13 protein-coding genes are annotated in these 12,325 nt (G+C 42.6%); 4 read left to right on the top strand and 9 right to left on the bottom strand.

Annotated features, from left to right (window positions below):
* Window positions 1–35: 35 nt before the first annotated feature.
* Entirely contained in the window at window positions 36–287 is a 252-nt protein-coding gene (locus ACKTT2_RS29385) for a pentapeptide repeat-containing protein (protein WP_407893321.1), read from the bottom strand.
* A 142-nt stretch (window positions 288–429) separates the two neighbouring features.
* Here ACKTT2_RS29385 and ACKTT2_RS29390 point away from each other — a divergent pair, with 142 nt between their 5' ends.
* The gene (locus ACKTT2_RS29390; RefSeq protein WP_407893489.1) at window positions 430–582 is read left to right on the top strand and encodes a hypothetical protein; all 153 of its coding nucleotides are present in this window, start codon (window positions 430–432) and stop codon (window positions 580–582) included.
* The gene (locus ACKTT2_RS29395; protein WP_407893323.1) at window positions 555–974 is read left to right on the top strand and encodes a transposase; all 420 of its coding nucleotides are present in this window, start codon (window positions 555–557) and stop codon (window positions 972–974) included. The genes ACKTT2_RS29390 and ACKTT2_RS29395 overlap by 28 nt, the downstream gene beginning before the upstream one ends.
* Window positions 975–1,065: 91 nt before the next feature.
* On the opposite strand, the gene ACKTT2_RS29400 is transcribed toward ACKTT2_RS29395, so the two are convergent.
* From ACKTT2_RS29400 to ACKTT2_RS29435, 8 genes are all read right to left on the bottom strand, one after another.
* Window positions 1,066–1,302, bottom strand: a complete 237-nt coding sequence (locus tag ACKTT2_RS29400) for a type II toxin-antitoxin system Phd/YefM family antitoxin (protein ID WP_407893325.1) — start codon at window positions 1,300–1,302, stop codon at window positions 1,066–1,068.
* Window positions 1,303–1,461: 159 nt separating this feature from the next.
* Entirely contained in the window at window positions 1,462–1,785 is a 324-nt protein-coding gene (locus ACKTT2_RS29405) for a XisI protein (protein ID WP_407893327.1), read from the bottom strand.
* Window positions 1,773–2,189 (bottom strand): XisH family protein, encoded by a 417-nt coding sequence (locus tag ACKTT2_RS29410; RefSeq protein WP_407893329.1) that lies wholly within the window; start codon window positions 2,187–2,189, stop codon window positions 1,773–1,775. Before ACKTT2_RS29410 ends, ACKTT2_RS29405 begins: the two co-directional genes overlap by 13 nt.
* Before the next feature lie 234 nt (window positions 2,190–2,423).
* On the bottom strand, window positions 2,424–2,954 hold the full coding sequence (locus tag ACKTT2_RS29415) for a hypothetical protein (RefSeq protein ID WP_407893331.1): 531 nt from the start codon (window positions 2,952–2,954) through the stop codon (window positions 2,424–2,426).
* Window positions 2,942–3,292, bottom strand: a complete 351-nt coding sequence (locus ACKTT2_RS29420) for a hypothetical protein (protein ID WP_407893333.1) — start codon at window positions 3,290–3,292, stop codon at window positions 2,942–2,944. Before ACKTT2_RS29420 ends, ACKTT2_RS29415 begins: the two co-directional genes overlap by 13 nt.
* Window positions 3,293–3,474: 182 nt before the next feature.
* Window positions 3,475–5,463, bottom strand: a complete 1,989-nt coding sequence (locus tag ACKTT2_RS29425) for an ATP-binding protein (protein WP_407893335.1) — start codon at window positions 5,461–5,463, stop codon at window positions 3,475–3,477.
* Between the two features lie 9 nt (window positions 5,464–5,472).
* Entirely contained in the window at window positions 5,473–5,766 is a 294-nt protein-coding gene (locus ACKTT2_RS29430) for a hypothetical protein (protein WP_407893337.1), read from the bottom strand.
* A 127-nt stretch (window positions 5,767–5,893) separates the two neighbouring features.
* The gene (locus ACKTT2_RS29435; protein WP_407893339.1) at window positions 5,894–7,150 is read right to left on the bottom strand and encodes a Pvc16 family protein; all 1,257 of its coding nucleotides are present in this window, start codon (window positions 7,148–7,150) and stop codon (window positions 5,894–5,896) included.
* A 657-nt stretch (window positions 7,151–7,807) separates the two neighbouring features.
* Here ACKTT2_RS29435 and ACKTT2_RS29440 point away from each other — a divergent pair.
* Together ACKTT2_RS29440 and ACKTT2_RS29445 are read left to right on the top strand one after the other, a co-directional pair.
* Window positions 7,808–9,481, top strand: coding sequence for a serine/threonine protein kinase (locus ACKTT2_RS29440; RefSeq protein WP_407893341.1), 1,674 nt, complete (start codon window positions 7,808–7,810; stop codon window positions 9,479–9,481).
* A 155-nt stretch (window positions 9,482–9,636) separates the two neighbouring features.
* Window positions 9,637–12,312 (top strand): FHA domain-containing protein, encoded by a 2,676-nt coding sequence (locus tag ACKTT2_RS29445; RefSeq protein ID WP_407893343.1) that lies wholly within the window; start codon window positions 9,637–9,639, stop codon window positions 12,310–12,312.
* Window positions 12,313–12,325 lie beyond the last annotated feature (13 nt).

Below are 12,325 nucleotides of genomic sequence, written 5' to 3' on the forward strand. Positions count from 1 at the left end.
ACAGTATAATTTTATCCTTATTTTAGAGATTTTATTCAGGAATTTCCGTTTGTGACAGTTGGGGTGCGGAATGGGGGATCTAAATTTGCTCCAGTAAAATCCGCTTCCATCAACTGTGCTTCTGTAAGTAAAGCATAGCCGAGTTGTGCGTTCTGAGCTAGCAAACCCTCTGCAACTAGTCCTGTTAGATCTACCCGACGCAAATCAAGACCTGACAAATTTATACCTCGGACGGTTTGTTTAAGACCAATAGCTCGATGCAATCGCTCTAATATGAAAATACTCATAGATCGCGCTCTTTATTATTAGGCATATTCGAGAGTTATCCTACCTTCTTAGAAATTTTATCTAGAATAAGTCGGCGTGAAAAAAACAAACTATGTTAAGATAAGTAAATACGGAGAATGTATCTACCGAGGTGATTGAGATATGGGCGCTCGTTTAAGGGTATTTCTAACTCGTGAGCAAGATAAAACCCTGTTAAATCTGAGAACTGCGGATGTACCACAGAAAGTCAAAGACCGAGCAGACGTAATCAGGTTAAATGCACACGGTTGGTATGTAGAATTTTTCAACCCTTAATCAGTTTCATTTACGGTCTGGTAATCGGAGGTGTTAGTCGTAAATCTTACATCCAGATGATGGAACATGAAGCCCTTGATGCTCAGAAGGCTGGCCGTATCAGAGTAGTAGTACAGGATAACGGCCCAATACATATATGTCAGGATGTTCAGCAGTTATGGACAAAGTGGGAACGTATGGGTTTGTATGTCTTCTTTTTGCCCAAATATTGCTCGGAAATGAACCCAATTGAATTGGAGTGGCAACACCTCAAAAAAGATGAGCTATCAGGACAGGTGTTTAACGACGAGTTAGAGCTTGCTTACGCTGTAATTAATGGGGTTGAAGCTAGAGGGGAAAGAGGAAACTATAGTACGCAACGTATTAAATTTAACTCTAGCTTGATTGGTTAACATTTCGTTACATAGCGATAAATTTCCACGCCGACTTACTTAGTTGCTTCGTGAATGTAGAAAGGCACTACAAAACTTGTATCAAGATAAATCAATATCTTGCCTCTTGACGTAAACTCTGGATGATTTCTAAATTGCTAGTAGATGTTTGAGGTTGAGTGGATCTCAACTCTCTGCGAGATGATAACGGACGGGGGGTAGATGACATTGGCGATAATCGTGCGATCGGTTTGCCATGCCGAATAATCATCACTTCTTCGCCATTGTCAATTTGATTAAGCAGTTGATTAACGGTAACAGATGTGTCGGTAATATCTACTTCCAGCATAAGGTGGCACTTTAGCGCGATCATCTTTGAATTTGCTGTATTTATCTTAGCGCGAGTTATGAAATGTAGGCTATGAGGATGCCATTTCTCTTGTGAAGTAAACTACGCCCATTCCCGAGCAGTTTGTTTGGGCAGGACGACCAGTACGTGGTTCAAAAGTTATTTTCCATTCTTCGCAGCAAGAAGTTTGCGGATACTTGGAGAACGAAAACCTAGAATAATATCTTTGTGGTCAACTCCACGCTGAATTAGTTCTCGATCGATAAAAATCTCAGTGCTATTGTGCTGAATCCAAATTTTACCCTCGATAATATCTAGCTGCATCGCGCATCCATAAATGCGGTATTCATTTCGCCATTCGTTATGCATGACTAAATACCGATCGCGTACTGAATCGAAAACTAACTGAGCTTGCACATCGTTAGTAGCAAATTCTTGTAAAAAATCACATACAATTCGGCGGTATTCATCTATTCGATCCATTGTTCTATGACCTCCCGAACGGGATTATAACTAATTAATCGAACTTTGTATTTTTCAATGACTGTTTTAGCTGGTTCAAAACGTAGAAAGGTTTGATAGGTATCTGTGGGTACAGCAAGATATAGAATGCGTTCTGGCTCATCGGAAACTTCTAAGGCAGCTTGGTAGTTGAGGAACTGACCCAAGGCTGTATGAAATTCCGAAATCGTCGATCCACCAACAAAGCTTTTTACTTCTACTGCTATTTTACGTCCTTCCTTATAGGCTGCGATCGCGGATTCTGCGGCTAGGTCAATATAGACATCTACAACACCGTAGCGCAATTGGTAAGGGTCGTGGGTGATAATCCAACCATCTTTTTGAAGTGCAGTTTTAACGATGTTGTGAAAAAGGTCTTTTGCCATACTGAACTATCGCTTTTTGGTCATTGGTAGATGGTTAAAATACGTGAAACTACCTTTTAGAGCAATAGTGTAACAACTTTACAACGGAGTATCCATTTGGTCATCGACTGCTTTATAAAATTCGCTAACTGCAATTAACGCTCTACCCATTGCCGTCTCAGAGGAAATGAGTTTCGTGTATTCTTATACTTTAATACAGATGAACCAACTAGTTCGATGACTGAAGATACCTACCTACGAGGCTGCCAAGGTGACTGGCGATCTCGTGTCTTCTCTAGCACTCGTGTACAGTTGGTGCGACAAAGTGCCATAACTGAAAATCATGTCATCAATTCGCTGCCGCAACTCCTCAAGATTCATTAGCTCTGCTTCGTCTCCTTCTGTACACACTGACACAATATGCTGTTTATCTCGATTCCAGAAACTAACGGCAACTAAAAACTCGGTTTCTCCCTTGCCTGCCCATATCTCCGTCAAACTCGCCACCTTTTGAGGTATTCCAGCAATTTCCTCAGAGGGCAAGATCGCCAATTTTTCCCTCGGTTCTAGTTCAAAGCCTGCAAATAAACCGTTAGTTGTGGATAGTTCCTCAAACTTTACTGTATCCTGCTCGACTAGCAACTCAAAGTTTCTACTATCTGTCAGTGTAAATAGCAGGGTATCCATTAGCGGTGACGTATCGTTGTCTTGTGCCAGGGCAACTCTAGCAACAGAGGCGATCGTCTGCCCTAGCAATGCCTGAAATTGTCCTTTTAATTTTCCCATCCTAACGCGGCTCCTTTTCCTGTTTCTAGAAATGTAACGAATTCACCATTCGATTGTCGAATGACAATGGCATTGTCTTTTCGGCTCCATAGCGCATCAGGAATTTTCATATAGCGTTGTTGTCGAGTTTCTCCAGTCATTACAATCTCTTCAATCAGTGTTTTGATTTGTTCTTGTCCTTCAGCAGAAGAAACTTTACCAATTTCTTTTCTGCCCGTAGTCCGACGAATTTGTTCTGCGTGTTTGCGAAATTTCTCCAGGTAATTCTTACCGTAACTCACTTTCTTGGGAAACGATTTGGGACTATCCGCACCCGCCTGAACTTCTGAATCTGCCATAGTCCGCTCAAACTTTTTTGATTTTTGACATAGAAGGCAACGTTAACTCTTGATAAGAGTAAATAGCTTGTTCTACTAAATCCGCATCTTACACCCCCTCGATAATTTAGTCCGTGTAGGCTGACTTTCTTTGTATAGCCGCGATTGAAATCGCCTGGGCTAAGATAAAAATGGATTTAGTATTATATCCAACCGCCAATTTCTACATCCGTCAGTGGCTTCTCCAACTTCGCATATTCACTTTGAGCCGCACGCAACAGATGTTTCATCTGAACTGGCTCTCCTACATCTGCTGCTAAAAAAGCTGCATTTAAGGCAATGTTACGAATATTACCTCCTGCCACATTTAACCGTGCTAGTTGAGTCGCATCTAAACCCTGGGTTGGGGTATCTTGTGGGAAGATTCGCCGCCAAATTTCTGCCCGTTGCACAGCATCAGGAAACGGGAACTGCACTACGAAACGGATACGCCGCATAAAGGCTGTATCAATTGCACTCTTAATATTGGTCGTCAAAATTGCCAACCCTGGGTAGCATTCCATACGTTGCAGTAGATAGCTGACTTCAATATTAGCATAGCGATCGCGTGCATCTTTCACCTCACTCCGCTTACCAAACAGCGCATCAGCCTCATCAAACAGCAAAATTACCCCACCTTGTTCCGCCGCATCAAATACTTGTCGTAAATTTTTCTCTGTTTCCCCAATATATTTACTGACAACAGAAGACAAATCAATGCGATAGAGGTCAAGCCGCAATTCCTCTGCCAACACCTCTGCTGCTAAAGTTTTCCCAGTACCGCTAGTACCAGCAAATAGAGCGCTGATTCCCAAACCTCGCTTGCTTTTGCTAGCAAAACCCCAAGTTTCATAGACAGTATCACGTTGCCGTACATGAGCTGCAATGTCACGTAAAATTTGTTTCTGTGACTCTGGTAACACTAAACTTTCCCAGTCACTGGCAGGTTCTATGCGTTGAGCCAGTTCATCTAGACGCGGACGGGCTTGCACTCTACAGGCATCCCATAATATATTGCCAATATTGTCGTCTTTTCCTTGACTCAAATATCCTACTGCTTCCGCACAAGCAGCGCGAATGGTTGTAGCACTCAGGTTAAACTGATTGACTAAAGTCTTTACTTGCCCGTTGATTTGCGGTACTAACTCAGTCAGTGCTTCCTGCCAAACTGTGCTTTGCTCTTTGGAAGTTGGTTGCTGCACTTCAAAGCGTACTGATGGACGTTGCGACATCCGCATCCCTTCTCGGCTGCTGAGAATTAGGACGCCGTTTATGCGATCGCACAAACGTACAATTGCTGTAATACGCGCAACATCGTTCGTATCTATCTCATCGCAATCTATCAGTAAGGCACTTGGGCTTAAAATTGTTTCGCGAGTCCACAAGCGAATGAGATTCTCCTGTTCGCGAGGAACTAATGGAACGACTTGTGCTGGCATAACATACAAGTTCAAACCCAGGATTTTACATACCTTTGCTGCAACAGCACGTTTACTGGCACTTTCAAGACCACACAATTGCACGATTGGCAATAGCTTTGTTTTGGGATGAGATAACACTCCTGCAACTCGTTCAGCAAGAGCTTGCTGAGAAGGAACCAACTCACCAACAAAACTTAACGGCTCGATAATGTCAACTAGACGTTCGTCTATATATTGCGTCCCAGCAAGATAATGCAATATCCGCTCGTCAATACGTAAAGGACTGAGAGTCAGAGCAGAACCTTCACCAATTTGAATGAGTCGCCAATAACGTAGGGAAGAATTGGGAGCGATCGCATCCCAATGAGGATTGGGTAACACTGCTAGAGCAAGACTCAAAGTAGGATAAAGCCGTTGTGGATCTCCGTGAGCGATCGCACACAACTTAGCAAATTCTCCACTAAAATCTACACCCGCACACAACAGCAGCAAATCTCTTTCAAAAGTTGACAAACCAAAGATTCTACACAATTTCTCTAATGCCGAAGGTGCAGGCATAGCTACAGCCGCCTCTTGTAAAGCTTGCTGCCTTGTCATTTCTTGCGCTTCAAATTCAGGTTGTTGCTCCGAAGCCGCGTACTTTTGTAAAGCACTCCTCACAACTGCTAAAGCTGCTGATAAATAACGCTGGTTGGCTTCGTGCCAGTTTGTACTCATTGTTGAAGCATCCATGAAATTTGGTTAGATTACTCCTTGGCGCTGTTGTTGCAGGAAGGTGAGGAAGTCCTCAATGGAGTCTTCTTCCGGCCAAAAGTCACAAGCGAGATCTTTGAGGTTATGAACGGTCATGAGGCTTTGGGTGGCGAGTAGCTGCTTGAGTGTGGTGTCTTGCCAAAACTGGGCACTGAGGGTTTTGAGATCGGTTTGGGAATTTGAGGCTGAATCGATTTGGGTGAGAATTTGCAGCAGTTGTAGGCGCTCTGTGGATGAGAGCAGTTGGATGGCGGCGATCGCGGCTTCGAGCTGTGGGGTCATGGTACATCTCCAATTAGTTTAGTCCTATAGCGGTTTGCATCTGAGTGAGGTACATATTTATCCGCGTTCGTCTGCGTTCATCTGCGGTTCCATAACTTTTTTATGTATTGCACCCAATTGAAAACATTCATAAAATTTTTACCTGTGGCGAATCGTATTTCCCTGCTTGATTCTTACCGAGAGGGCTTTCTGCCCCATCTACCTGCACCCGGACAAAATAAGTTCCTGCTTTAATGTTTTTTACAGGAATGGTTACTGAGTCAGTATCTTCTGGACGTGGTGATAAGGGAAAGCGATAGGCTTGTCCCCCATCACTAGCGACTTCATTCAGTAATAAAACGACTCGCTGTGTTTTACCTACTTTTGGCTTAAACTTCACAGTAATTTCTGCCGAGCGCAAATCTTTGCCACTATCCTGCACTTGAGCCACTGTAAAATCAATAGTTGGATGCAGCACAAAAGTTGCCAAATTCGATGCAACTTCACACTGTGGCATTGCCGGAGTTCCTATTTTTAGATGTATGACTTGGACGCCATGAATACCAGCGTACAAGTTAGAAGGCATAGACACGCTCATCTGCATTTCCTGAACGACAGAAGGCTCTATCGACTTCTCCATCCCGTTCAGTCGGATGCACGTTATGTCACCGCGTAAATGCTTACCGCGAATAATTAAAGGACTCCCCACCACAATAATGTTATCCCTAGATCCCCCTGATGTAACTTGTTCAATGACTGGCTCAGAAAAAGGTGTGACGGCAGTAGAAGATTTTACGTTACAACTTTCTATCAATACCATTGATGCTTGATAGGCTGCAGAGGGGCGATAGTGGGTTTGTAAGGAAGACCAAAGTTTAGAAGTCTCTTCCATGTTAAAAAACTCTGGAGAAATTTTAATCTGTCCAATGTGTTCTGCTAGATCGGAGACAGACACAGCCGCTAGCGCTTGCGACAAGATGCTATTGGTATTAATTGCTGCATTTTTCAAAGAAGTTTCAATGACATCGCGGAGCAGAACAGGCATTTCGTGCAGTAACTGCATGGCATAACCGAGTAAAAGCTCTGCTTGAAAATCTTTTGCCCCGTAAGCTGTCAGTAAGTAATGCAGGTTAAGCGCTAAGGGTGGATTTTGAGAGCGCGATCGTGGTTGTTGTAACTTGTTGCGCTCCTCAGATATCCAATCAACATTGCGGTTTTGCGTGACTTGATAGAGAAATAGGTTGATTTGAGCGCGTTCATCTGTACCTTGGGAAATGCGATCGGGTGGGAGAGCACTCACAACGACATCGCCAAGACTAGTGGCGATCGCATCCTTAACCAAACCATTCTCTAGCAAGTTTTTCAGTACTGCTGTCACTGCTGCTATAGAAAGCGCATTAGTCATTCTGTATTCTCCACAGTACTTACAGATTATTTTTCACAATTAACACAATATTTTTCCGGAATTTCCACATAAAAAGTTGTTATTAGTAACAATGATATTTTTCTACTATCGAGGTTTTTCAACTTATTGAAGCATTTCAATATAATGATAATCTGGTATTGCTTTTTCGATAACATTATGATAGCGTCTAAATGAATACATAGCTATTTAGTTTTAGCGGTATTAAATATATAGGACTCCTATTTGATTTTTGAAATACAAGTAGGGTGGGCATTGCCCACCATATGATACTACTGGTGGGCAATGCCCACCCTACAGTACTGAGATTTGTTCACAAATCAGATAGGATTGCTATAGCTCTTATTAAGTGTATACCCCGTCCGCCCTAATTTAGAGGGCAAGTGTCCTCACCTCTCTTACAAAACAGTTACGTTAAGCAGTTTCTGAGAAAAATTTGACCACTGTAGGGGCGCAAGGCATTGCGCCCCTACGATAGGTTGCCGATTTCCCGGTAGTTGATTTTCACCGAAATCACCTTAGAACTGTAATGTATTCAATTGAAAACCGCGATAGTTCGCTGTATCAATTACTTCAGACGAACCAAAGTTGCATTTATCTTTCCATTGCTATCTGTAATATAAATATAATGTCTATCAGATGAACACTCCTTCGACTCCAAATTCTTGGATTGGTCGCTCAATAGGCGATCGCCAACGCTACCGCCTAGATAAGCGCTTGGGCGGAGGCGGAATGGGGGATGTTTTCCTTGCAATGGATACTCGTGTCGGTCATCAGGTGGCTTTGAAGCTGCTTAAAGATACGTTAGTCGCATCACAAGAGATGAGAAAACGCTTTGAGCGGGAGGTAGCAGTTTGTGCGGCTCTCCAAAACGATCGTATCGTTAAGGTCAGTGATTATGGAGTCACTCCTGAAGGCTATCCCTTCTATGTGATGGAGTATTTGCGTGGAGAAACTCTACGACAATTACTACAGCGAGAAAAGCGGTTATCAGTCGAACGAACTGCGTATATTATCACTCAAGTATGTAAAGGTTTACAGCTTGCTCATGAAGGAGTCACTCTCTGGCGAGATGGAGCAACTGTTAGCGAGCACATCAAGGTGATTCATCGCGACCTGAAGCCAGATAATATCTTTTTAATACCTACAGAACTGGGAGAGTGGGTAAAGATATTGGACTTTGGTATTGCTAAGATTTGCAATGAATCTGCCGAACAAACAAATCTAACGAGTGCGTTTATCGGTACACTTCGCTATGCTTCACCAGAACAGCTTAGAGGTGAGAAAGATATTGATGGACGGGCTGATATTTATAGCTTAGGCACTATTCTCTATGAAATGCTCAGTCATACAGATCCTTTTGGTCTTGGTATCAAGACTCGTAATATCAGTGAAGTCTCCTGGCTCAAGGCTCATACTTCTAAGCCACCAATACCATTGCGATCGCAACCAGGTTGCGAGTGTTTATCTCCAAAACTAGAAGCAGTCGTGATGCAATGTTTAGAAAAGGAACCGGGTAAGCGCTTTGCATCAATGGATCTACTGAATCAAGCCCTACAGAGTGCAGTTAGTTCTATATCAAGAAGGACACTCGAAGAAACAATTGCTCAAATTCCCTTACAACCAGCAGGTAACAATAGCGAAACTATCCCTCGTCCTTTACAAGCTCCTAGAGAAAGCAAACGCGAAGAAACAATTGCTCAAATTCCTTTACAAGCAGAAGGCTCTGATAGTGAAACCATCCCTCGTCCTTTACAAGCTCCTAGAGAAAGCAAACGCGAAGAAACAATTGCTCAAATTCCCCTAGCAAACAGCAAACGCGAAGAAACAATTGCCCAACCCCAGCCGCGAATAAAAAGCGCTGAAGCAAAAACTATTGCTCCCATATCAAACGACTCTAGAGAGTACAAACGTGAAGAAACAATCGCTCAACCCAGACAAAAAACGCTGAGATTTCCAAGAATTTCTATCAATCTCTTGTTAATTCTTGGATTAGGGCTTGGGCTTTCTGTCATAGGTGGCATTTACGCATATAGTCAATTGCCATCTCGTGGACTTTTGGATGAGATTCAAACTTTGAAGACAAACGCAAACTATAAAGAGTGTATTAACCAATCGAAAAAAGTTTCTCAAGATTCAAACCTGTATAAAGAGGTTCAAGAACTCCAAAACGAGTGCGAGATGGAATATGCTAAGACGTTAACAAAACAAAGCAAGTGTGAGGAAGCGATCGCTGTAGCTAAAAAAATTCCAGAGGGTAGCTCTTTTTATGCAAAGACTCAAACACTTATTCATGAAAATTGTGAAATTTAGTAATTTTTACCAACCTTTACCAATAGACATCTCCAGACAAGATCTAAGGGCGCAATGCCTTGCACCCCTACCAAGCACTTTCAGGTAATGCATAATTAATTTCTGGAGATGTCTAATGACAAATGACTATTGACAAATGACATTTCACTAATGCTATGACGGTAACTCGTGCGCGACTTAAAATTCTCAGCAATATTGATGCTAAACAGGAGTTTGCCCTAGACTGTGACCTTATTAGTATAGGTCGTGCTCAGAACAATATTTTTGTCTTAAACGAACCAGATATATCTCGCTATCATGCTCAACTTATTTGGAAGTCCGATCGCTACTGCATAATCGATCTTGGAAGTTCATATGGAACGTGGGTGAACGATCGCAAATTGCAACACAACGTACCTACACCTTTAGCAAATGGTGATATTCTCCGCATGGGAGCGATTGAATTGCGCTTTTCCATTGAAGTAGGTATGTTACCTTTACCTTCACCAGATTCTACAATAGTCGAGCAGTCTTCAGCCACATTTTATGCATCAGTACCAATGAAGGTACTGGATCTACGAGGTCTCTCCACCTTAAGCCTCGGTCGCGATGCCAAAAATGATACTGTCATTGAGCATCCTTCTGTATCGCGTTTTCACGCATATATAGAGCGGAAAAATGGCTCTCTCGTCATTACTGACATAAGTTCGACCAATGGCACTTTTGTCAATGGCAAACAGATTAGTCGCGATCGCATCCTCAGACCTGGTGACACCATCCGCATTGGTCCGTGTCGCCTTGTCTTAAATATAGATGAAACTATAGTACGTCATGACGAACAAGGTAACTTGCGGCTGGATGCAATTCATCTTGGGAAAATTGTGGGTAAGAGGACAACAATACTTGATGATATTTCCTTGTCTATCTTACCGAAAGAGTTTGTTGTTATTGCAGGTGTAAGCGGTGGCGGTAAGTCTACGCTGCTTGATGCTCTCAATGGCTTTCGCCCTGCTACTACTGGAGCGGTATTAGTTAATGGCACGGATTTGTACAAAAACTTTAATGCCTATCGTACCGAATTAGGTTACGTTCCTCAAGATGACATCATTCACAAGGAATTGACAGTTGGTCAAGCACTTGATTATGCTGCTCGGTTAAGAATGCCCGCAGATACGAGTGTTGCAGAACGCCAACAGCGACTACAGGAAGTCTTAACAGATCTGGAATTGACTCAAAGGCGTAATGTCCCGGTAAAAAATCTTAGTGGTGGGCAACGCAAACGGGTGTCTATTGGTGTAGAATTACTTACCAAGCCCAGCCTCTTTTTCTTGGATGAAGCAACTTCTGGTTTAGATCCGGGTACTGAGGCTCAAATCATGCGGCTACTTAGAAAACTAGCAGACCAAGGACGCACTGTCTTACTGATTACTCACGCTACTAAGAATGTGATGTTATGTGACTTGGTGGTGTTCTTGGCTAAGGGAGGTCGGGTTGCCTATTTTGGTTCGCCACAAGAAGCACCTCAATACTTTGGCGTTCAAGAGTTTGATGAAATTTATAACAAAGTTGAAAATGAGCGCTCGCCTCAAGAGTGGCAACAGCGTTATCAACAATCTTATCAATATCAAAAATACGTATTAGAACGCCAACAGACGCTTAAGGAGTTTCTTCCTAATAAACAAAAAAACCGATTAAAGCAGCAATTGCCAGGGAGTAAGATAAATCATATCTCTGGTTGGAGACAATTCCCGATCTTGTCTCATCGAAATCTGACTATTCTCATGCGAGACCGAGCTAGCCTGATACTCATGCTAGCGATCGCACCTATTCTAGGGCTACTGGACTTTGTTACCTGGCGACACACTCTATTTGATTTCGATAAAGGTGATGCAGGTCAAGCAATCACTATGCTCTTTGTCACCGCTCTGATTGCAGTTATGGTTGGCAGTCTGGCAACAATGCGCGAGATTGTGAAAGAAATGGAGATTTATCGCCGAGAGCGAATGATAGGGTTGCAGATTATTCCTTATATCCTATCTAAAGTTTGGATTGGAGTGTTGTTAGCTTTGTATCAAGCAGCTGTCTTTGTGCTAACTAAAAAACTAGCCGTAGATATACCCGAATCAATAGAAATTTTGACAGGTATCTATATCACGCTAGTACTTGCTACAGTTGCAGGAATGGTGATGGGGCTACTCGTCTCAGCTATCTCACCCAACCAGAACATGGCTCCTTTACTGACAATTATCTTTTTAGTTCCTCAGATCACTTTTGGTGGTGGAATGTTACCTGTAGAGAGCTTTGGTTTACCCGGTCAACTTATTAACCAAATAACAATTACAAAGTGGCCTTTTGAGGCATTAGTAACGATTACTGAGTTGGGTCGTAGCGTTGCTCTTGATTCTTGTTGGCAATTACCAGAGACAGAACGTAAAAAACTCACAGAATTAGAGAAGAACAAACGCTGTCAATGTTTGGGACCAAAACTTTTTAAGAGTTGTAAATTTCCTGGAATTCAAGCTAAATACGATCCATCAGTGGATCGAGCAGAACCAGCTAAGCCAAAAGCTCCTGGCGATCCACCCGATAACCCACTCAAGCTATCAGAATATCGAGAACAGGTTAACAAATACAACAAAGCAGTGGAACGTTGGCAAAAGGATTACAGTCGATGGAAAGAAGAGCATGAGAGTGCTATTGGTGGAGCTGAAGGTGTCATTAGTAGATTTCATAAAGATTATGGCTCAATGTTTAAGGTGAATGTGACAGGGTATTGGGGTATTTTGTGCTTACTCATGGTAGCCATGTTCGGTCTTCTTTTAGGGGTGCAAAAGCGGAAAGACATTTTTTAAAAAACTCTAGAAG

This window comes from Scytonema hankhaensis NUACC26, assembly GCF_045865695.1.
GTDB lineage: Bacteria > Cyanobacteriota > Cyanobacteriia > Cyanobacteriales > Nostocaceae > Scytonema.

Bases quoted from the DNA above. Each gene is read 5' to 3' on its own strand.
- ACKTT2_RS29385 (WP_407893321.1), bottom strand. From the start codon at position 287: ATGAGTATTTTCATATTAGAGCGATTGCATCGAGCTATTGGTCTTAAA.
- ACKTT2_RS29390 (WP_407893489.1), top strand. From the start codon at position 430: ATGGGCGCTCGTTTAAGGGTATTTCTAACTCGTGAGCAAGATAAAACC.
- ACKTT2_RS29400 (WP_407893325.1), bottom strand. From the start codon at position 1,302: ATGCTGGAAGTAGATATTACCGACACATCTGTTACCGTTAATCAACTG.
- ACKTT2_RS29405 (WP_407893327.1), bottom strand. From the start codon at position 1,785: ATGGATCGAATAGATGAATACCGCCGAATTGTATGTGATTTTTTACAA.
- ACKTT2_RS29410 (WP_407893329.1), bottom strand. From the start codon at position 2,189: ATGGCAAAAGACCTTTTTCACAACATCGTTAAAACTGCACTTCAAAAA.
- ACKTT2_RS29415 (WP_407893331.1), bottom strand. From the start codon at position 2,954: ATGGGAAAATTAAAAGGACAATTTCAGGCATTGCTAGGGCAGACGATC.
- ACKTT2_RS29420 (WP_407893333.1), bottom strand. From the start codon at position 3,292: ATGGCAGATTCAGAAGTTCAGGCGGGTGCGGATAGTCCCAAATCGTTT.
- ACKTT2_RS29425 (WP_407893335.1), bottom strand. From the start codon at position 5,463: ATGGATGCTTCAACAATGAGTACAAACTGGCACGAAGCCAACCAGCGT.
- ACKTT2_RS29430 (WP_407893337.1), bottom strand. From the start codon at position 5,766: ATGACCCCACAGCTCGAAGCCGCGATCGCCGCCATCCAACTGCTCTCA.
- ACKTT2_RS29435 (WP_407893339.1), bottom strand. From the start codon at position 7,150: ATGACTAATGCGCTTTCTATAGCAGCAGTGACAGCAGTACTGAAAAAC.
- ACKTT2_RS29440 (WP_407893341.1), top strand. From the start codon at position 7,808: ATGAACACTCCTTCGACTCCAAATTCTTGGATTGGTCGCTCAATAGGC.
- ACKTT2_RS29445 (WP_407893343.1), top strand. From the start codon at position 9,637: ATGACGGTAACTCGTGCGCGACTTAAAATTCTCAGCAATATTGATGCT.